This is a genomic window from Candidatus Ozemobacteraceae bacterium (genome assembly GCA_035373905.1).
GTDB lineage: Bacteria > Muiribacteriota > Ozemobacteria > Ozemobacterales > Ozemobacteraceae > MWAR01.
Window position 1 is genome coordinate 1 of the sequence record DAOSOK010000059.1, and the last position, 20,304, is coordinate 20,304.

The 20,304-nt window shown below is 62.3% G+C and carries 15 protein-coding genes; 10 read left to right on the forward strand and 5 right to left on the reverse strand.

The genetic code is table 11. The annotated features are described in order from the left end of the window. Both PLU72_19255 and PLU72_19260 read right to left on the reverse strand, forming a co-directional pair. A partial coding sequence (locus PLU72_19255; protein ID HOT30319.1) for an FAD-dependent oxidoreductase occupies positions 1–381 on the reverse strand: 381 nt, incomplete at its 3' end. Beyond that, positions 378–752: a metalloregulator ArsR/SmtB family transcription factor gene (locus tag PLU72_19260; protein HOT30320.1), complete on the reverse strand. Its 375-nt coding sequence runs from the start codon at positions 750–752 to the stop codon at positions 378–380. The genes PLU72_19260 and PLU72_19255, both read right to left, overlap by 4 nt. Positions 753–894: 142 nt before the next feature. Between PLU72_19260 and PLU72_19265 the strand changes: the two genes are divergently transcribed. Genes PLU72_19265 through PLU72_19275 form a run of 3 tightly spaced genes read left to right on the forward strand, consistent with a single transcriptional unit; the run spans position 895 to position 4,081 of the window. After that, complete coding sequence (locus PLU72_19265) at positions 895–1,416, forward strand: hypothetical protein (GenBank protein ID HOT30321.1); 522 nt, start codon at positions 895–897, stop codon at positions 1,414–1,416. Further along, positions 1,413–2,741, forward strand: a complete 1,329-nt coding sequence (locus tag PLU72_19270; protein HOT30322.1) for a hypothetical protein — start codon at positions 1,413–1,415, stop codon at positions 2,739–2,741. Before PLU72_19265 ends, PLU72_19270 begins: the two co-directional genes overlap by 4 nt. 44 nt (positions 2,742–2,785) lie before the next feature. Next, positions 2,786–4,081 carry a hypothetical protein gene (locus PLU72_19275; protein HOT30323.1) on the forward strand — a complete coding sequence of 432 codons (1,296 nt, stop codon included), beginning with the start codon at positions 2,786–2,788 and terminating at the stop codon, positions 4,079–4,081. A gap of 84 nt (positions 4,082–4,165) precedes the next feature. Here the strand turns inward: PLU72_19275 and PLU72_19280 are convergent, their stop codons facing one another. Further along, on the reverse strand, positions 4,166–4,654 hold the full coding sequence (locus tag PLU72_19280; protein HOT30324.1) for a flagellar biosynthesis anti-sigma factor FlgM: 489 nt from the start codon (positions 4,652–4,654) through the stop codon (positions 4,166–4,168). A gap of 248 nt (positions 4,655–4,902) precedes the next feature. Between PLU72_19280 and PLU72_19285 the strand changes: the two genes are divergently transcribed. From PLU72_19285 to PLU72_19300, 4 genes are all read left to right on the forward strand, one after another. Then, positions 4,903–6,963: a tetratricopeptide repeat protein gene (locus PLU72_19285; protein ID HOT30325.1), complete on the forward strand. Its 2,061-nt coding sequence runs from the start codon at positions 4,903–4,905 to the stop codon at positions 6,961–6,963. Positions 6,964–7,100: 137 nt separating this feature from the next. Next, positions 7,101–7,499, forward strand: a complete 399-nt coding sequence (locus PLU72_19290; protein ID HOT30326.1) for a response regulator — start codon at positions 7,101–7,103, stop codon at positions 7,497–7,499. After that, positions 7,500–10,595, forward strand: coding sequence for a HEAT repeat domain-containing protein (locus PLU72_19295; GenBank protein HOT30327.1), 3,096 nt, complete (start codon positions 7,500–7,502; stop codon positions 10,593–10,595). It begins immediately after the preceding gene. Positions 10,596–10,741: 146 nt separating this feature from the next. Continuing rightward, positions 10,742–12,043, forward strand: a complete 1,302-nt coding sequence (locus tag PLU72_19300; GenBank protein HOT30328.1) for a M18 family aminopeptidase — start codon at positions 10,742–10,744, stop codon at positions 12,041–12,043. Between the two features lie 140 nt (positions 12,044–12,183). Here the strand turns inward: PLU72_19300 and PLU72_19305 are convergent, their stop codons facing one another. Both PLU72_19305 and PLU72_19310 read right to left on the reverse strand, forming a co-directional pair. After that, on the reverse strand, positions 12,184–13,581 hold the full coding sequence (locus tag PLU72_19305) for a hypothetical protein (protein HOT30329.1): 1,398 nt from the start codon (positions 13,579–13,581) through the stop codon (positions 12,184–12,186). 67 nt (positions 13,582–13,648) lie between these two features. Continuing rightward, positions 13,649–16,594, reverse strand: a complete 2,946-nt coding sequence (locus PLU72_19310; protein HOT30330.1) for an adenylate/guanylate cyclase domain-containing protein — start codon at positions 16,592–16,594, stop codon at positions 13,649–13,651. 169 nt (positions 16,595–16,763) lie between these two features. Here PLU72_19310 and mtnA point away from each other — a divergent pair, with 169 nt between their 5' ends. The 3 genes from mtnA to ileS form a co-directional block, all read left to right on the forward strand. Then, positions 16,764–17,825, forward strand: a complete 1,062-nt coding sequence (gene mtnA / locus PLU72_19315) for an S-methyl-5-thioribose-1-phosphate isomerase (GenBank protein ID HOT30331.1) — start codon at positions 16,764–16,766, stop codon at positions 17,823–17,825. After that, the gene (locus PLU72_19320; protein HOT30332.1) at positions 17,822–18,391 is read left to right on the forward strand and encodes a class II aldolase/adducin family protein; all 570 of its coding nucleotides are present in this window, start codon (positions 17,822–17,824) and stop codon (positions 18,389–18,391) included. Before mtnA ends, PLU72_19320 begins: the two co-directional genes overlap by 4 nt. A 21-nt stretch (positions 18,392–18,412) precedes the next feature. Further along, on the forward strand, positions 18,413–20,304 hold a 1,892-nt coding region (gene ileS, locus PLU72_19325; protein HOT30333.1), incomplete at its 3' end, for an isoleucine--tRNA ligase.

A 20,304-nucleotide genomic window follows, 5' to 3' on the forward strand; every position in this document is an offset into this window, starting at 1 on the left:
ATCGATGCCGGGGATCGGCGGCTTGAACGCTTCGGCGCCCGGGGCAAGAATGAGCTTGTCGTAGGGAAGCGTGTATTCGCGCTTTGCCTGGAGATCGCGGACGGTGACTTCCTTCTTCTTCGGGTCGATCCGGACGGCTTCGTGAAGCGTACGGACGTCGAGGGCGAGCCGCTGTTTGAGCGATTCTGGCGTCTGGAGAACGAGGTCGTCGCGATCTTTGATGATGTGGCCGATATGGTAGGGCAGTCCGCAGTTGGCGAAACTGACGTACGGACCGCGTTCGAGAACGATGATCTCTGCATGCTCGTCGAGGCGGCGGGCCCGGGCGGCAGCCGATGCTCCTCCGGCAACCCCGCCGATGATCACAAGCCGTCTGTTCATTGTTCATTCCTCCTCAGATGAGTTTCGTGGCGGCGGTTGTCCGCCCCGTCGGAGCGGCCAGCCGGAACGCAGTGGGACTGGCATTTCGAAAGGCAGTTCAGAAGCTGCAGCAGCCCTTCATGGGCAAGCGAATACAGGGAATTCGTGTGGTGACGCCTCTGTTTCACCACGCCGCTGGTTTTCATGATTCGCAACTGCTGGGACACGATCGCCTGGGGCAGATCGAGCAGTTCAGCCAGCCTGCCGACCGGCTTTTCCCCGTCGGCGAGAGCCTCGAACAGGCGCAATCGCAACGGATGGCCGAGCGCTTTGAGGCTTTCGGCGATCAGAGGCAACGCCTCGGCGGTGATCGTAAAAATCGAATTATTCATATATAGCAATAATACTATGTGTTGTTCGGCATGTCAAATTCTTTTTCTGCGTGGCGAGCAGCACGGAAATCACCGAAAACCATGCCGGTTTTTATGAGTATAATTGAAAGGAACACTCTCCTGAGGGAGGAATCTACCTGTTATGAAGCGGTTGCTGGTGCTGGCGGCGCTCGTGGTCTGCGGCGACTTTGTCTTTGCAGATGCGGTGTCGGCCTCGATCACGCATTATACCTTTCCCGTGAATGTCTCGCTGGAACTCAAGCGCGTCGATGCAAACCAGGTCGATGCCTTCGTGAACTCGCGAATCGGCGTTCTTTCCCAGGTGAAACTGTTTTTCGAAAGCTCCGACGACGTGCGCGTCGAGCCTGCTTCCGCCACGATCGACCGGTTGCCCGTCGCTCGCCCCGCAACATTCAGACTGGCCGTCACCAAAACGGGGCGTCCGACCGACGCAAGCGGCTCCTGGATCCGCCTTCGGGCGGTCTATCTTCCTGATTACGAGGCCCTGATCGAATCGGTCTCCGACCCGGAAACCTATCCCGACGACGGCGAGCGGCAGCGGTTGATCGACATCGCAGCCCGAAATCAGGCTTCCCATGCCCTGTATACCGATGCAACGCGCCTCGCCATCGAAACGGCCGACGCCCTAAGGAGGACGCCATGACCACACGACGCTCATTCTTGCTGATCCGTCTTCTTCCCGTTCTTTTCCTGTTGGCCGTCTGCAATCGGGCGGCCGCGATCGAGACGCAGTTCGAGTTCGTCTACCAGAAGGTGACGGCGATCGAGTACAAGGAAGAAAAACAAGACCGGAAGTGGTGGGAAAAAGCCATCGACTTCGGGAAAACCGTGCTCGACAAGGGCAAAATGGTCGTCGATCAGGCCAGGATGCGCTTCTTCCCGGACGATTATTCCGGCCCGGTTCGTTCCTGCAAGGATGGAAAAGTCTCGTACAAGGTCGAGCGCGTTACAGTCCGTGATGAAGCCCATCTGCTCCAGCTCATGGGAGTGAAGAACGGCGATCTTTCGACGCTGACGAACGGCCAGCTCGGACTTCTCGAGTCGTATCGGTATTCGAAGTCCCAGGCCGTGAAGGAGCGGGCTGCTTACGGCTACAAAAAGGATGTGAAGGTTCTTCTCACCGACTTGACGGAGGGCGAAAAACTCATCGCCGCGATGAATGGACAGAAGAAGGCCGATGTGGCGTCCGCCATGCGGAAAGACTTCTGGCCGATGTCGCTCGGATCGATCCAGCTCAACTCCCAGTGCTACGCCGGAAGCAACTGGAAGACGGAGGCGCAGGGCCTGTTCATGCACGAGTTCTGCCACACGCTCGACCGCGCGATTCCCGCCGGCCTGCTCGACGAGGGCGTGAAGACCTTTGTGAAGCAGGGCGGATTTTTGTACGGGTCTGACGGCACCCACTACCTGGACGAGCGGACGAGCGCCCGCGTCGCCTTCATGGAAGGCTGGGCGATGTTCAACGAGATTTCCGTCACGGGTGAGGCGGACTATTACCGCAGGAGCCTGAAAACGATCCGGATCGAGGATCGCAGTGGAAATTACAAGGAATACCCGGCTGCTTCGCTCACCGGCAAAGACCTTCTGGCCGTCGAGGGCGTCAACGCCCTCATTCTCAACGACATCGTCGCGGCCGTGCCCGGCGGGAAGGAAAAGATGTTCAAGGCGTTCGCCGCTTCGAACCAGCCGTTCCATTCGCTCAAGCACCTGGCGAGCGAGTTCGTGAAACAGAATCCCGACCAGGCGGGGGCGGTGCTTGCGGCGATCGATGCGAACACCCTCGGAAAGCTCAGTAACGCCGAACTGAAGGCGCTGGTCGGCGAGGGTGCCGCCGTCGACGCCTGGCTGGCCGCGCGGAAAACCGCCTCGACGCCGGTCGCAACGTCGACCGCCGACGTCTCCACCGAGAATGATTCCGGCGTGAAGGTCATCAGGCGCGGGTCGAACCCCTTCGGGGTCGGGCAGTGAGCTCCGGGAATCGCGTGTGAGAAGCTGAAAACGGGAGAATCGACATGTCTGTCGCCGGAAAAAGGATACCTATAGCTATAATAGTGGTTGTTATTCTCATTGGTCTGCTGACGCCGAAGACGGCGATGGCCACCGAGAGCGAGTTCGAGTTCTACTACCAGCGGATCGAGGCCGTCGAGCAGATCAATACTCCCAAGCCCGAAGGCTGGTGGGAGAAGACGAAGGCGTTCGTGAAGGGCGTGGGAAATGCCATCGCCGGAACGTTCGAAAAGGTGACGAGGAGCTATTTCCCCGGCGAAGGCGAAAAACGCTGGTATTCCGAGAAAGACAAGAACATCGCCTACAAACTCGAACGCACGAAGGTGAAGAGCGAGGCGCACCTGCTCGAGTTGATGGGCGCGAAGAACGGCGACGTTTCGAAGTTGACGGACGGACAGAGAGCGCTTCTGGCCGGTTACCGCCATTCCCAATCTCAGTCCGTCAAGGATCGCATGTCGGTATCGTACCGGTCGAAGATCGCCGTCATGCTGTCCGACACGACGGGGTTCGATGATTCCAAGAAGTTTCCTCAGGTCGAGAACGACTTCTGGCCGAACTCGACGGGTCGCATGATCCAGATGAGTTCGAACTTCTTCAACTACTGGGGCAGCGATGACGACGCGAAAGCGACGTTCGTTCACGAGTTTTCGCACTCGTGCGACCGCACCGTGAAAGAGTTCATCAAGCCCTACGGCAAGGACGGCCGCCATATGTGCAGCGAACTGACGCATTCGCGCACGGCGTTCGTCGAGGGATGGGCCGAGTTCAACGAGATGCTCGACTTTTCTTTCGAGCGGGAACGCATCCAGAGATCCATCGGGACGATCAAGATCGAGCAGGGCAACGGCGAATACAAAAACGTGCCGGCGACCGATGCCTCGATCTCCGGGAAGGATCTGATGAACGTCGAAGGCGTCGTGGCCAACCTGTTCTACCGCATGGCGACCGAGCTTCCCGATGGGCGGGCCAAGGTGTTCGCCTCGTTCAGGAACACGAACGTCTACTGGCGGACGACGCAGAAGCTGCTCAGGGATTACGTGCAAAAGAACCCGGCGGATGCGAAGGCGCTTGCGGAAATTCTGAATGGGGAAACGCACGGCAAGCTCAGCGACGCCGAAATGCTCCTCTACCTAGGCAACAATGCCGATGTCCAGAAGTTTCTGAAAACCCGGAACACGGCATCGACGGTTGCCGTTTCCCCGGCGGGAACCTCTTCCGATTCTTCCGCCGCCGATGCGGGTGTGATCGTCAACCCATCGACGACCGGTTCGAAGAACCCGTTCACGGGCAAAGTCAAATGATTCCGCCCTGATCTCTCGAGACGGCGAAAAACCGCCCCGGCTTCGAGCCGAGAGGCGGTTTTTCGTTTTCGGTGCGGGCCGGGCTCAGCTGAACTCTTTGAGCAGTTCCTCGAGCTCGGGATCGTTGAACTCTTCGTCGGCGCTGTTTTTCACCATGAAGATGAGTTTCTTCATGTCCAGTTCGGAAAGGGGTTTGCCCTTGGAACGGGCCAATTCTGCCTCGTCGCTGAGGAATTTGCGAAGGAATTTTTCCCGCGTTTTTCTGTCGGTCATCACTTCCAGAAGACGATCGGCGAGAACCTCCGGGGCGACCATCTTGTAAGTGCCGTCGCGAATCTGGCGGGTGAGTTCCTCGAGTCGCTGCATCCGGGCGAGCTTCGCCTGGTCAAGCAGTCCCGGCGAGGGGGTTTCGGCAAGGCCGGAAGGCCGGGAAAGCGTGAAGCTGTCCGGCTCGTTTTTGGACTTGAGAGTTTTGTCGAAGGAGTCGCCCTTCGTCTTGTCGGCGGCATCCTTCGGCTTGGAATGCGTGATGATGATGGTTTTCCCACCGGGACCCTTGATCGAGTCGACCATAACCTGAAACTCCCTTGTACATCCATGTCGTGTGGGCATTTTTTGCCCTATCTACAAAAAATATCGGCACATCCAGCCGAAAAGTTTACAGGTGAAAATTTCCCGGAAAAATTCCGGACCGATGCCCGGGAGGAGATATCCCGCAGATCGCGATCATTCCTGAATCCGGGCGCGAGATTCTCAGGGTGTAGGCGGTGGATGCCGATAGTGGAAAGGAAGAGAATATACGCGGTTCACGGAGGCAAACGATGTCCAGGCGACTCTGGTCCATACTGCTCATCATGGGCGGATTCAGCATCCTGTCGGCCCAGTCGGATGTTCTTTTGCAATCCGTTTCGGCGGCCGGTGGGCGCAATGCCAGGGAAGCATATCTCGAGCAGTTTCAGGCCGGCGAATCCGCCATGGCGGCGCGGCGATATGATGCCGCCATACGGAGTTACCAGGCGGCGCTCGCCATCCAGGGCGAGCAGGTGCGGCCGAGATTCCGGCTTGCCCAGGCGCTCGTGGAGTCGGGCCGGGCGGCCGAAAGTCTGCCTCATTTCGAACGCCTGCTGGCGCAGGCGCCCCAGAACATCCCGGCGCGTATTCTGCTCTCGCGGGCGTTGATCGATACCGGCCGCGGGGCGGAAGCGGCCCGCCATCTCGAATGGATTCTCCAGGTTCAGCCAGGACATGCCGAAGCGGCTTCCCTGCTGGCAGCGTGCGGTACGGCCGGCAAGCCGGCCGCGGCCATGGCGCCTGCCCGGGCGGCCGCAGGGGGCGCGACGGCCCCTCGCGTGGCGGTTGCCGGCGGGGTTGATGCGGATGCCGCGTTCCCGACGGTGACGGTGGCGGCCGGTGCCGGTCAGCGCGCACCCGCCGCGGGATTCCAGCCTCTCTCCCAGAACGAGCCTCAGGGCGGAAAACAGCAGCGACCGAAGTCCGGAGCAACGACGCGCGAATTCATTCCTGCGGGCTTTGAACCCCTTCCCGTCCAGAAGGCTGCGGCGGTGCCCGAAGAAGAGGCGCCTGTTCCGGCAAAAAGCGTTTCGGCTGGGGAAATCAGGAGACCCCCAGCGATGGAGCTTCCACCGGATGCCTCGAATGTCGACGGGTGGCGCGTTTCCGACTTTATGCAGGCGGCGAGCGGCTCTCTGCCCGTCGTTCTCGGGTATGCCACCTACTGTATCGAGAAAGACGACCTGAAGAAGGCCGATGAGTATCTTGACCGCGCCGAGGGACTGGCCATCGAGCTCCGACAGACGAAGCGGTTCCTCGAGGTGCAGATCCACAAGAGCCTGGTCACCCTGTACAAAGCGGATATCGACGGGTTCGGCCGGCAGCTGATCAAGGTGAAGCCCCTGCTGTCGAAGCAGACGTATCTCTCGTTCCTCGACATCTACAACAAGACCCGGACGGCGACGGGGCCGGTCGACGTGGCCCGCATCGTCGCAGGCGTGGCGATGGGGGCCGAGCATTACGCCGTCGCCGCGCGCATCCTGAAGGAAGTCGTCCAGGTGCTGCCGGACGATCTGCTCGCCGCGAACCTGCTCTCGGAGGCCCAGCTCGAGTGCCGTGACTTTGCCGGCGCCGAGCGGACGCTGATCGGCATGACGCGGCGGTTCCCCAACGATGCCGAGGCGCACTTCAATCTCGCCCGGTTCTACCTGACGGCGCGGTTCATGCCCGAAGCCGCGAAGGCGAGCCTGGAAACGGCGGCCCGGCTGCGTCCCGGGGACCCGCGCGTGACCGTCGTTTCAGCTCTTCTCGAGTATGCGCAGGGAGATCTCCAGGCCGGTCTGGCGAGGTTGAAGAAGGCGCTGCCGGGCATCAAGGATTCGTCGATGCGGGCGATCTCCCAGCGAATCATCGCCGACGGCGAGGCAGCCAGCCGCCCCGGCGGCCCGGCGATCGATTTCGCCGGACTGCTCGCTCTGCCGGGAAGCCCGGCCGCCACGCCCGAGGCGGTGAACCTGATCGGCGAGCGGTATCTGAAGCGGGGCTCGTATTTTTCCGCCCTGCGCTGCTACATGGAAACCCGTGATCTGGCTGAGATCGGCCGCGGATACCTCGCGATCGCATCCAGCCTTGCCGCCGCCGGCGAAAAGCAGGCTTCGGCCGCGGCCGCCGGCTTCGGCATCAACGCCCTCCGGGAAGCCATCCGCCAGAATCCGCAGTCGGCGCGGTCGCATCTCTATCTCGCCCTCTATCATTTCGAGCGGCGTCAGATCGGCCAGGCCCGGGCCGCGGCGAACGCGGGACTTTCGACCGGCGTCGGGGGCGACACCCAGCGGCAGTTGCGGGCTCTCCTGGACACCATGCGCGGGTAACCGGAATCTCTGAAGGCGGCGGGCAGAGGCCTTGCCGCCTGTTTCCCCCGTACGAACGTCTTGTTGCAATTTCCCGGCGGCTCTCGCTATAATCGTCGGAAGCGTAAAGACCGCAATTCACCCGGAGGACTCTTGGAATGTCCAAAACGATTTTGGTGGCTGAAGACTCCCTCATGCTCCGCAAGGTGGCTTGTTTTCCCTTGGAAAAAGCCGGCTACAAGGTGCTCGAGGCAAACAACGGGATCGAGGCCATCGAGGCCATGTCGAAGGCCGAGGTCGACCTGATCATCACCGACCTCAACATGCCTGGAATGGACGGCTTCGAACTGATCACGCAGGTGAAGGAAAACGAGAAGTTCAAGCATATTCCGATCATCATCCTTACGACGGAAGGCAAGAGGGACATGGTCATGAAGGGTCTCACCCTCGGGGCCAACTCGTTCCTTCAGAAGCCGATCAAGCCCGACCTCATGCTGCAGGAGGTCGATCGACTGGTGAATAAAAAAGCAGGAACCCCGGGAAAGGGGGACAAGTAAATGACCACCCCCTATGCGTCGATTCTCGAAAAACTTCATGATACCGATGCCGCCGTTCGCCGGCGCGCCGTGCGCGATCTTCGGCCGTACGCCGAGAAGGACGTCGCTGAGGCGCTGTGCGAGGCCCTGGGCGATCCCAACAAGGGCGTTCAGAATACGGCCCTCGAAGTGCTTTCGTCGATGAGGCACCCGGTCGTCATCCAGGCGCTTCTGCCCGTGATTCGCGGCTCCGACCTGAACATGCGCAACGCCGGCATGACGATCCTGAAGAATTATGGTTCCATGGCCGTGCCGCACCTGGTCAAGGCGATCGAGAGCGCCGGCGACATCGACGAAGTCATCCAGATTCTCGTCGTTTTCGGGAACATCGGCTCGTTCACCGCGACCGAGGTGGTTCTCAAATACGTCGCACACGACGACGACAACGTGAAGACGACGGCCGTCGAGGCACTCGGCAAGATCCAGGATCCGAAGGCGGTCAAGACCCTGGTGAATACGTATCATCAGACGGACGTCCTCAAGTATTCGATCGTTGACGCCCTCGGAAACATCGCCGTGAAGGACGCCTTCCCGGTCGTCAGCAACTCGATCGAGTCGGAAGACGTGCTCGAGTATTTCTCCGGCATCGGCGCCATGGGTGCGATGGAAGATCCCGCCTGTGTCGAGCCCCTGTTCAAGAAACTCCTCAAGGAAGAGGACGCGGGAACCCGGCGCCTCATCCTCAAGTCGCTCGCGCAGATCGAGGACGTGAATCCCGGGGCGCTCGAGAAGCTTGACAAGAAGGCGCTTCTGCCGCTCCTGCTGAACCTGCTCGAGAACCGGGATGCGGCCGAATACGTCCATATGGTGCGCATCGCCGCCGCCATCAAGGACCCGGCCTGTATCCAGGCGCTGCTCGTCGCTCTCGAAAGCTCCGAGGCGGAGATCGCCGACACGGCGTTCCGGGGTCTGCTGGCGCTCGGGAAGGACGTCGTGAAGCCCGCGCTCGAAGCGGTTGTGAAGGCTTTGGCGCCCGTCGCCATCAGGATCATGGAAATTCTGGAGCGGGTGCCGGCTCCCGAAGTTCCGGCGGTTCTGGCGCAGTTCACGAAGAACTCCGACGATGCGGTTCGCCAGACGCTCGCCCGCACGCTCGGCGCGATGCCGTCCGACGCATCGCTCAACGCGCTGAAGGAACTCCTCGCCGACGTCGACGAGATCGTTCGGCGCAACGCCGTTTTCAGCCTGCGCCGCATGCTGACCTTCGACGGCGTGGTTCCGGCGCTGATCGGGTGTTTCAAGGATATCAACGGCCACGTCCGGCGCGAGGCCGCGTTCGCCCTGAAGGGCGTGAGCTCGCCCGAGGTCGTCGAACCGCTGATGAATCTGCTCAGCACCGATCCGTACGGCGACGTCCGGGAAGCGGCCGCGGCGGTTCTTGCGGCCCGCAAGGACGCGGAGATTACGCGCAGGCTGCTCGAGATGCTCGACAGCGACAACTCCCGCATCCGGGAGACGATCACGAAGACCATCTGGCAGTGCAGTTCGGCCCTGGCGGTCGACTCGCTCATCCAGAAGCTGGGCGACAAGGAGTGGCGCGTCGTCGTCAACGCCTGTCAGTCGCTCGAGAACATGAAGGATCTCAAGTCCATCTTCCCGCTGAAGGAGCTTCTCAAGCACGATGACTGGCAGATCCGCATCGCCGCGCTTTCCGCTCTGCGCGCCTTCCGCAGCAAGGAACTGAAGCAGTTCTTCATCCCGCTGATCGGCGATACCAACGTGAACGTGGCGAAACTCGCCGTGGTCGCTCTTTCCGAACTCGAAGACCGGTCGCTCGACGACACGTTCAGGCAGTATCTCGACCATGCCCGCTGGGAGGTCCGATACCAGATCGTCAAGGCCCTCGGCAGGATCAAGAGCCAGAAAGCCGTCGACATGCTGATCCGGACCGCCGAATCGGATGCCAACAACGGCGTCCGGGCGAAAGCCCTGCTGGCCCTGGCCCGCATCAGCGACCGGAAGGCCGTGAACGTGGCGCTGAGCCTGCTGGACCACCCCGACCGCGATCTCAACATCGCTGCCGTGAAGTTCTTCCTCACCTTTGAAAATCCCCAGGTCCCCGACCTGGAGGCGAAGCTCAAGGCGCTGTTCCTGGCGAATCCCTGGATCAAGCGGTATTTCCTCGCGGCGTTCAGCCTGAACAAGTGCCCCCTGCTCGGGGGCATCCTGAACGAGGTCGCGACCCCGCGCGAAGTTCGGCGCATGGCAAAGGCCGCCGAGGCGAAGGGCGACGGAAACGCCATGACGGTCGAGGAAGCCGTCCTGCTGCGGGATATCGTCGCGGAAAAGGGCGGCATCTGGCTGCCGGATCAGAAGGCCCTCGAAAAAGCCCTGGAGCGCAACCTGGGCAAGTTCTACATCACATCGTGGATGGAATATTATCACGCCCTGCGGTACGGCAACGACGACCAGAACCTGTTCATCTCGCTCTACGACACCGTTACGGATCCGCGGACCGGCTTCTTCGCCGAGCCCGATCAGAACAAGGTCCTGATCAAGACCGTCATCCCGGAACTCGTCGAAGAGCGGGCGAAAGCCGGCCAGAAAAACCTGCGCATCCTGTCGATCGGCTGTTCCTACGGCCCCGAGACGTATTCGCTGGCCATGCACATCCTCGAAGACATCCACACCGACCGCGTCAAGATCTCGGTGACCGGCATCGACGTTTCGCACATCTGCCTGAACACCGCCAAGCGCGGCATCTTCAAGCGCGAGATCATGCGGCACGTCGACCGGAAATATATCGATGTCTATTTCGAGGACGACCGCGGCGACCTCCGCGTGAAGGACGACGTGAAGAACCTCGTCGAGTTCAAATACACGAACGCCGCCTCGACGGCCGAGATGGAAGACCTCGGCTCGTTCGACGTCATCGTCTGCCGCAACGTCTTCTCCGCCTTCTCGCTAGAGCAGAAGGAACATCTCGCCGAAAACATCTACAACATCCTCGCCCCCGGCGGCGCGCTGTTGATCGGTTCCCGCGAGACCCTCTACAACGTGACCAAAGCCTTCCGCCTCCAGACCTACGAGAAGGTCGTCATCTACCGGAAAATGTAGGATATCGGCGTCGATACAAGACGGGCGGGCCTTCGGGTCCGCCCGTTCTCTTTGGCGTGTGTTCCCCGGAAAACGAGAACTCCGGAAAACATGCCCGGGTTGGACGTGATACCATCGAGGGACACATGATCCTCAAGGAGAATGCCATGGCGACGAAGAATGTTTTTGCCGGAGATCTGATCGATTTCATCGATGCGAGTCCGACCGCGTTTCATGCCGTCGAGACGTGCGCAAAGCGTCTGAAAAAAGCCGGATTCGAGGAACTCGACGAAGGCGACGCGTGGAAGCTGAAAAAAGGCGGAAAGTATTATATCAAAAAAAATAATTCCGCGCTGCTCGCGTTCGTCGCGGGGCGTGGAAGTCCGGCCGAGACGGGGTTCCGGATCGTCGGCACCCATACGGACACCCCGTGTTTCCGCGTGAAGCCGACGCCCGAGATGACGTCGGAAGAGGCATACGTCAAACTGAACACCGAGGTCTACGGCGGGCCGATCCTCAGCACCTGGATGGACCGCCCGCTGTCGATGGCCGGCCGCGTCGTCCTCGCGGGCCGCGATCCGCTGCAGCCAAAGGAAGTGCTGGTCGATTTCCGGCGTCCGGTGGCGATCGTCCCGAACCTGGCGATCCACATGAACCGCGAGGTGAACGAAGGGGTGAAGCTGAACCGGCAGGTCGACATGCTTCCGCTGATCGGCCAGACGGGCGAGAAGTTCGAGAAAAAGGGCTTTTTCGTCAAGCTGCTGGCGCAGGAAATGAAGGTAAAACCGGCCGAGATCCTCGATTACGACATGTTCCTGTACGAGCCCGGCGTCGGCTGTTTCGTCGGCCTCGAGCAGGAGTTTATCTCGGCTCCGCGGCTCGACAACCTCGCCTCGACCCACGCGGCCCTCGAAGCTCTGGTCTCGGCCGGGGCCGGGAAGGCGACGACCGTGCTGGCCGCGTTCGATAACGAGGAAGTAGGCAGTTCGACCAAGCAGGGAGCCGGCTCGCCGATGCTCGCGACCCTGCTGGAACGCATCGTGACGTCGTTCGGCGGAAACCGCGAAGAGTATTTCCGGGCGGCGGCCCGCTCGGTCCTGGTCTCTGCCGACGCCGCGCACGCCGTTCATCCGAACAAGGGCGAGAAGTGCGATCCGACCAATCGGGTGATGCTCAACCGCGGCCCGGCGATCAAAGTGGCGGCCAGCCAGAGTTACACAACCGACGCACCCTCCGCGGCCATGTTCGAAACCCTGTGTCGCACGGCGAAGGTGCCGGTCCAGCGGTTCCTCAACCGGTCCGACGAGCGCGGCGGCTCGACGATCGGGCCGATTTCGTCGGCCCATCTCGACATACGGGCCGTCGACGTCGGTATTCCGCTCCTTTCGATGCATTCGATTCGCGAGCTCGCCGGCGCTCACGATCCCGAGTATTTCATGAAGGCGATGCGCGAGTTCTACCGGGCCTGAGAAACGACGGAGCGGGGCGGGCATTTCGCCCGCCCCGCCCGATCCAGCCGCCGGAACGGACAGCATTTCAGACCGTTCGTTCGCGTTCCGGCTTTCCCGCTCCCTTTCGCAGTGCCCCGAAAGATCGGGTCAGATCTTCGTCAGCGCCGCTTCTTGTCACCGTCCCGGCGAAGGGCGTCTCCGGATTCGGAGGATTCGCCTTCCGAAACGGTGAGTATCCACGCATCCTGACCGGTGCCGCCGCCGGCGATATCATGCTCGCCGCGCGGCGAGCCGGCGCCGACGGCCCGAACCCTGCCGTCGCCGAGATCGTAGGCGTCATACCCGGCGTCCGTATCGCGACCGCCGAGGCAGCGCTGCCAGAGCAGACCGCCCTCGCCGTCGACCGCGAGGAGCCAGACGTCCGAACTGTTGCCGTGCAGGCCGCTGACGTCGCCCGAGGCGTTCGCCGACGAGGTGGTGCCGATACAGATGAAATTCCCGTCCGCCATCGGCTTGATCGAGCGCAGACAATCGTCGGCCCATCCGCCGAATACCTTGTTCCAGAGCATGTGGCCGGTCGAATCGATATCGAGCACCCAGGCGTCGTCGCCGCCGAGATGGTCGCGGCTCGACGCGTTGTACGAGCGCGACATGCCCGCGATGAGGTAGGTGCCGTCGGCCGCCGCGGCGATCCCGTAGCCGACATCCTCCTCCCAGCCGCCGAAATCCGACTGCCAGGCAATCGTGCCGTCGGCTGCGACTTTCACGGCAAGTACGTTTCCCAGGCCGTTCGTCTGGAGGTCGACGTCTTCGACCGTCGGAAGCCGATCCAGGCGGCCGACCGCGACGAAGCCGTCGTCGATGCCCCGGATGACGTCGAAAGCCATGTCGTCGCCCTTGCCGCCGACGCAGGCCTGCCAGAGCAGGTTGCCCGCGTCGTCGATGCGGATCAGCCAAGCGTCGCTGCCTCCGTGGTTTCCTCGCACGTCCCCGTCCGTCGACGAGGTGGCCCCGGCGATGACGAAACTGCCGTCCGAGGCGGTGACCACGCTGAAGCCGAAATCCTCGAGGCTGCCGCCGAACGCCTTCTGCCAGCGGATATTCCCCGAAGCGTCGAGCCGCACCGCCCAGAGGTCGTTACAACCGTGATATCCCGAGACGTCGCCCTGCGGCGAGCCGGTCGAGCCGACGACGAGCGAGCTTCCGTCGGCGAGCACGACGAGATCGCAGGCTTCGTCGTTCTCGACGCCTCCGAACGTCTTCTTCCATTCCTGGGCTCCGCTTTTCGCGTATTTCACGGCGAGCAGCTCGCGCCGGCCGTGAACGGTGCGGGTGTCGACGGGCGGCAGGGTCGTGAAGCCGACCGCGATACAGCCACCGTCGGGGGTGGGCTCGACGGCATGATACGTGTCATCCGCATGACTGCCCACGCAAGCCTGCCAGAGGATCGCCGGGTTCGAGACCGGTCGCGCGGCCGCAGAATCGGGAAACAGCCCTGCACGGGCGACCAGAAAGACGCTCCAGAAAAGGAAAACGCGGCACCAGCGAGAATTCATGCACGGCTCCTTTGAAATCCGCTTCCCTTATCGGACGGTATCGCCGTTTGCCTGAGCGGCTGAACCGTTATGCGGGCCGCGTTTCGGAGACGGGGCGGAGGCGGATTAGCTCGAACATGCGGACCGGTTGCTGTTTTCCCGTCACTTCCGTGAACGGCATCTCCTCGGCTTCGACCAGCGCGGAAACGGCGTTGAACGTGCTTTCGGAAAGGACGATGCGCGTGTGCCTGCCTTTCTTCGAGGCCGTTTCGAGCCGCGATGCGAGGTTCACCTCGTCGCCGATGACGGTCAGATCCTTGCGGGCGGCGCTGCCGACGTCGCCGAGCATGACCCGGCCGGTGTTGACGCCGATGCCGATCCGGATCGTGAACAGGCCCCGTTCCGCGCGTGAAGCGTTGAAATCCTCGAGGAACCGCATCATCGAGACGGCCGTCAGAACGGCGCGGATCGCATGGTGCTGGGCTCCGGCGTGGAACACGGCCATGACGGCGTCGCCGATGAATTTGTCGACGCGGCCTTCGTTGCATCGAATGATCGGCTCGACCTCGCTCATGAATGCGTTGAGCATCGCGAAGATATCTTTGGGCGGATACCGTTCGGACAGGCTCGTGAAGCCGCGGATGTCCGAGAACAGGATCGAGGCCTCGAGGAACTCGCCTTCGGCGGTGCGGCTGCCCGCGTCGTCGCGAACCGCTTCCAGCACGGTTTCGGAAACGTATGCCCGCATGCGCTCCCGCTCGCGCAGACCCCGAACCATCGTGTTGAACGTGCCTGACAACCGGCCGAACTCATCCTGGGACGTGACCGGGAGCTGAACGTCGAGATTTCCCGTGCCGACGCGCTGGACGGCCCGATCCATGCGGCGTATCGGGGCAAGCAGGCTTCCGGCCAGCGCGCCGCCGAGGGCCACGGCTGTCACGAGCGCGAGGAATACCAGGATCACGAGAAAATGCCTCAGCTGGAGAATCCGGTTCTGGATCGGTTTGAGCGACGTGAGCACGCAGGGAATGTACGAGCGCGTTATCATGGCTTGCAGAGGTGAGATCAGGTAGAGGAACGACTCGCCGTCGATCGTCACTTCCCCTTCTTCGGAAACATTCAGGGCGCCGGCTCGCTGGAAATGCTTCTCGAGCATCTTCCAGAGCGGTATTTGCTCGGGCAGGTGCGCGAATCGCTTCACCCGGGCGTAGAAGAACAGCTCGTTCGACGCGTATCTGCTCGGGGCGAGTTCGCGGGCGTGGCGGGCCGAGGTGAACTCGCGGGTCGCGAAGAACCGTTCGAGAAACTGGGCGGGGGTGTTCACGATCATGGCCCGCACTTTTCCGTCGATGAAGACGCGCATGCTCATCAGATACAGGTGGAGATCGCCGAAACAGTAGTAGTTCAGGTGGCTCGGCCGGCAGAGCGTCTGGACGATCGTCCCGATGATCTGGCTCTGGGAAAGCTCGTCCTGGACGGCATCCATGAACACGTTGTTTTCGAGCGCCGTTCTCTCGAGGCGGATGATCTGCTTCATCGCGATCGGCAGGGCCGTCATGAGGCCGATGTTTTCCGTTGCCCTGTCGTGTCGGGCGATGGCGCCCTTTTCGTCGGAGAGGAAGTAGTTCGCGATCAGCTCCTCGTCTTCGGCGGTTCGGATCGCGGCTTCGAGCCGGGAGAGCGTGAGGGGGGCGGTGCCGATGAGGTCGGTGAGGCGCTTGAAAATGGTCTGTTCCATCGACAGGGCGATGTCGTGATACCGCATGTTGACGGCCTCGATCGTGCCGCGCATGTCCTTGCGGGCTTCGTCGCGCAGGCGTGCTTCCTCGTGGGCGACAAACGATCTGCCGATGGTGATGATGCCGGCAACGGGGAAGATGATGGCGATGACGAAAAAACCGGTGATGCGGCCGCGGAGCGGCAGCTGGACCCTGAAAGCGCCGGATGCGGCAGCCCCGGCGGCCAGGAGTAGCAAGAATGCCAAGATCAGATACAGCCGTGCGAGGCGTGTCCGATAGGCTTCGGATAGCGGGGTGAAGTTTGCGCAGGAGACCACGCGAAGCGGACTTTCCGTCTCGGGCGCCACGGCGTGAAGCAGCCAGGAATCGCGTTCGAAGACCTCCTCCTCCCGGTCGAGATACGCCGCGAGGGTGTTCCCGGCGAACGCCGGCAGATGCTTCAGGGCCGGGTCCAGGAAGAATTCGGACCGGTCGCGCAGGTTCATCATCATCACCGGGTAGGGGGTCTGCCGGCGCTGGTTCGGGCGGGAAGAGATGAACGACTTCAGCCAGAAGTTGGGCGGCAGAAGCTCGGGGAACACCATCAGCAGGAAGCCGCCCTTGATCTTGCAGGGGTTTCCGTCGACGGTATACTCGGTGGCCTCGACGGACCACGTGATCCGGCAGTTTTTCCCGAGCCAGCTCGCCGGAAGCACGCGCTTGTAGCCTGCGAGAAGCTGTTCGATCTTGAGAGACGGCCCGAGCGCGCGCTGGAGGCGCCACGTCGCCGGGTTCGTCGCGATCGCGGCGCTCTGATTGGTTTTGGTTTTATCCGTCTCGCGGGCGCTCACGATGCGCATGTGGTCCAGGAACAGCCGGATGACCGCTTCCCACGTCTTCTGGCCCGAAAGCATCGCCGGGGAGTTGATGGCGCGGACCGTGCCGTTTTCGTCCCAGACGACCCATTTGAAAGCGCCTGGGAAGCGGCGTTCGAGACCGTTGACGAACTTCTCGATGCGGGAAGCCGGCGCGTGAACGAGGCCTTTGTCGACCAGTCGCTCGGTGAGGCGTCGGATCTGGTATTCCGGTTGGGAAACGCGCGCCACGATCCCGGACTGGACAGCCAGCTTCTGCCGGAGAAGGACTTTCCCGGCGGCCAGTTCTTCGCGGTACATCGTGTGAAAGGCGAAGGCGGCGATCGAGAGCGGCAGGACGACGATCGTGACGAACAGGAACAGCCGTACGAGCAGCGAACCCGATTCACTCGTGTCGGGTGTCATCGGTGAGACGCTGGCCGTGTCCGTGGAATGTGCCATGCGGAGATTATACCGTATGTCTCGCTCTCCGTGATCTGGACGAAATGCACTGATGCGCCTGGCCGGCTGTTCCTTGACCGGGAGAGGAAGAGTCTGGTATGATGCGCCAGCCCGAAAAGTCGCTTCAAAGCGGCATTTGAGGCCGTTCAGACCCCGCTCCGGAGCGCGCATGATAGACACCGTTGCCTACAACCAGGCGTTGGATGCCGTCGACATCGTCGACCAGACGCGCCTTCCCACCGAACACGTCATTCTGACCTGCCATACGCCGGAACAGATGGCGCATGCCATCCGGACGCTCCAGGTGCGCGGTGCCCCCGCGATCGGGGTGGCGGCGGCGTTCGGCGTCTGGCTCGGCCTGAAAAACTGGGACGGCGACGATGCGAAGCTGGTCGGTCGCCTTGACGAACTGGTCGGCATGCTGGCCGCCACGCGGCCGACGGCGGTGAACCTGTTCTGGGCGCTCGAGCGTGTCCAGGCGGTGATTCGCGCCGCCCTGGCCGCCGCCTCTCCCGGGGACCGGCGGAAAGCCGCTCTCGATGCCGCCCTGAAGGAAGCCGAAGCGGTCCTGGCCGAGGATATCGAGATGTGCCGCGCGATCGGCCGCGAGGGCGCCGCCTGCCTGAAGGACGGCGAGACCTGGCTGACGCACTGCAACGCCGGCGCGCTCGCCACTGGCGGCTATGGCACGGCCCTCGGCGTGTTCCGGGCCGCCCAGGAACAGGGGAAGAAGTTCCGGGTGTTTGTCGACGAGACCCGGCCGCTGCTGCAGGGCTCGCGTCTCACGGCGTGGGAGCTGTTGCAGGAAGGCATCGACGCGACGTTGATCTGCGACAACATGGCCGCCAGCCTCATGGCCGCAGGCCGCATTCAGGGCGTGGTGGTCGGCGCCGACCGCATCACCGCCGAGGGCTTCGTCGCCAACAAGATCGGCACGTACGGCGTCGCCGTTCTCGCAAGATATCACGGCATCCCCTTTTACGTCGCCGCGCCGGATTCGACGTTCGACCTGAAGCTCGGCCACGGTCTCGAAATCGTCATCGAGGAGCGCGATCCCGGGGAAGTGCGCGAAATCCGCGGCGTGCCCACCGCGCCGGCCGAGATGCCGGTCTGCAACCCGGCTTTTGATGTGACGCCGCCAGAACTCGTCACCGCCATCTTCACCAACCGCGGCACCCTGCGGCCTCCATACCGTGATTCTATAGCGAAAACTATTGGGGGTGAGGCGTGAACCATCTCCGGGCCTTCCAGACCGTCGGCGCGGACCTGTTCACCGCCGGCCTCAACAACTCCCATTCCGGCAACCTCAGCATGCGCGACAACCGCATGATGGCCATCACCCGCACCGGAAGCATGCTTCACCGGCTTGCCGCGACCGACATCGTCGAGACGCTGATCGACGGCGAGGATGCCGAGACGAAACGAGCCTCCCGCGAAATTCCGGTACATCGGGCGATATATGACGGAACCTCCGCCGGCGCGATCGTCCATGCGCACGCGCCACACGCCATCGCGCTCGGCTTCCGCTTCGACCGCATCGTCCCGGCCGACGGCGAGGGGCGCTACTACTTCCCCGAGGGCGCGCCGGTCATCGAGGTGGCCAACTCGATCGCCTCCAGCGAGGTGGCGGCCGCCGTCGTTCCTCTGCTGAAGAGGGTTCCGATCGTCGTCGTCCGCGGCCACGGCACGTTCGCGATCGGTGCCGATCTCGAGGAAGCCTTCCACTGGACAAGCAGTTTCGACCACTCCGCCCACATCCTGCTCCTGGCCCACCAGGCCGGCATGCTGCGGGCGTAAATTCGCACCACGAGGACCCACATGCAGTTCGAAAAAACCGCCTCCGTCGTCACCGCCAAGCGCGAGGAAGAGATCCTCGATTTCTGGAACAAGGAACGCATCTTCCAGCAGTCGGTCAAGAACCGCGAGGGCTGCAAGCCGTTCGTGTTCTTCGAGGGGCCGCCGACCGCCAACGGCATGCCCCATCCCGGCCACGTGCTCACCAAGGCCATGAAGGACCTGGTCCCGCGCTACAAGACGATGTGCGGCTGCCACGTCGGCCGCAAGGCCGGCTGGGACACCCACGGCCTGCCCGTCGAGCTCGAGGTCGAGAAACAGCTCGGCCTGACCTGCAAACAGGATATCGAGCGCTATGGAATAGAGGCGTTCATCAAGAAGTGCCGCGAGAGCGTTTTCAAATACGAGAGCGAGTGGCGCCGCATGGTCACCCGGGGCGGCTTCTGGATCGACATGGAGGACCCCTACATCACCTGCACCGACGGGTATATCGAGACCGTCTGGTGGATCCTCAGCAAATTCTGGGAGAAGGGCCTGCTGTACGAGGGCCACAAGGTCGTTCCCTACTGTCCGCGCTGCGGCACAGCGCTCAGCTCGCACGAGGTCGCGCAGGGCTACGACGAGGTCGAGGATCCGTCGGTCTTCGTGCGGTTCAAGGTGAAGGGCGAGGAGAATACATACTTCCTGGTATGGACCACGACGCCCTGGACCCTGCTGTCGAACGTCGCGCTCGCGGTCGGCAAGGACGTCGAATACGTGCGCGTGAAGCACGGCGAGCAGACGCTCATCATGGCACGGGCCCGCGTCGAGGCCGTCCTGAAGGAAGGCTTCGAGATCGGCTCCCGTTGCACCGGCGCCGACCTGGCCGGCATGGACTACGAGCCGCTCTACACGTTCGCGAAGCTCGAAAAGAAAGCGCATTTCGTCATTCTCGGCGACTTCGTCTCGACCGAGGACGGCACCGGTATCGTCCACATCGCCCCCGCGTTCGGCGAGGACGACTACCGCGTCGGCCAGGCCAACAACCTGCCGGTCGTCCAGATGGTAAACCTCGAGGGCAAGTTCAAGCCCGAGGTCACGCCCTGGGCCGGCCGTTTCGTGAAAGAGGCCGACGGCGACATCATCCGTGACCTGAAGGCGTCGGGAAAGCTGTTCTCGTCGGGCCGCATCAAGCACACCTACCCCTTCTGCTGGCGGTGCGACAGCCCCCTGCTCTATTACGCGCGGCACTCGTGGTTCATTCGCACCACGGCGATCAAGGACGAGATTATCGCCAACAACAAGAAGATAAACTGGTATCCCGAGCACATCCGGGACGGCCGGTTCGGCAACTTCCTCGAGAACATGATCGACTGGGCGATCTCGCGCGACCGTTACTGGGGAACGCCGCTCCCGATCTGGAAATGCCACTGCGGCCATCAGATTCTCATCGGCAGCAAGGAAGAGCTGAAGAAGCGCGCCCTGAAGAAGTTCGACGAGATCGAGCTGCACAAACCCTACGTCGACGAGGTCGAGATCGCGTGCGACAAGTGCGGCGACCTGATGAAGCGCGTTCCCGAGGTCATCGACTGCTGGTTCGATTCCGGAGCGATGCACACCGCGCAGTGGCACTACCCCTTCGAGAACGTCGAGAAGTTCAAGAGCCAGTTTCCCGCCGACTTCATCTGCGAAGCCGTCGACCAGACGCGCGGCTGGTTCTACAGCCTGCTGGTAACCAGCACGTTCCTGCACAAGGCCCCGGCCTACAAGAACGTCGTCGTGCTGGGCCTGATCTGCGACAAGAACGGCATCAAGATGAGCAAGTCGAAGGGAAACGTTCTCGACTGCATGCAGCTGTTCGACAAATACGGCGCCGACGCGGTCCGCTGGTTCCTCTACTCGAGCACCGCGCCGTGGAACACGCGCCGGTTCTTCGA

Excerpts from the sequence above, each read along its gene's own strand:
- PLU72_19260 (HOT30320.1), bottom strand. The coding sequence starts at position 752 with ATGAATAATTCGATTTTTACGATCACCGCCGAGGCGTTGCCTCTGATC.
- PLU72_19265 (HOT30321.1), top strand. The coding sequence starts at position 895 with ATGAAGCGGTTGCTGGTGCTGGCGGCGCTCGTGGTCTGCGGCGACTTT.
- PLU72_19270 (HOT30322.1), top strand. The coding sequence starts at position 1,413 with ATGACCACACGACGCTCATTCTTGCTGATCCGTCTTCTTCCCGTTCTT.
- PLU72_19275 (HOT30323.1), top strand. The coding sequence starts at position 2,786 with ATGTCTGTCGCCGGAAAAAGGATACCTATAGCTATAATAGTGGTTGTT.
- PLU72_19280 (HOT30324.1), bottom strand. The coding sequence starts at position 4,654 with ATGGTCGACTCGATCAAGGGTCCCGGTGGGAAAACCATCATCATCACG.
- PLU72_19285 (HOT30325.1), top strand. The coding sequence starts at position 4,903 with ATGTCCAGGCGACTCTGGTCCATACTGCTCATCATGGGCGGATTCAGC.
- PLU72_19290 (HOT30326.1), top strand. The coding sequence starts at position 7,101 with ATGTCCAAAACGATTTTGGTGGCTGAAGACTCCCTCATGCTCCGCAAG.
- PLU72_19295 (HOT30327.1), top strand. The coding sequence starts at position 7,500 with ATGACCACCCCCTATGCGTCGATTCTCGAAAAACTTCATGATACCGAT.
- PLU72_19300 (HOT30328.1), top strand. The coding sequence starts at position 10,742 with ATGGCGACGAAGAATGTTTTTGCCGGAGATCTGATCGATTTCATCGAT.
- PLU72_19305 (HOT30329.1), bottom strand. The coding sequence starts at position 13,581 with ATGAATTCTCGCTGGTGCCGCGTTTTCCTTTTCTGGAGCGTCTTTCTG.
- PLU72_19310 (HOT30330.1), bottom strand. The coding sequence starts at position 16,594 with ATGGCACATTCCACGGACACGGCCAGCGTCTCACCGATGACACCCGAC.
- mtnA (HOT30331.1), top strand. The coding sequence starts at position 16,764 with ATGATAGACACCGTTGCCTACAACCAGGCGTTGGATGCCGTCGACATC.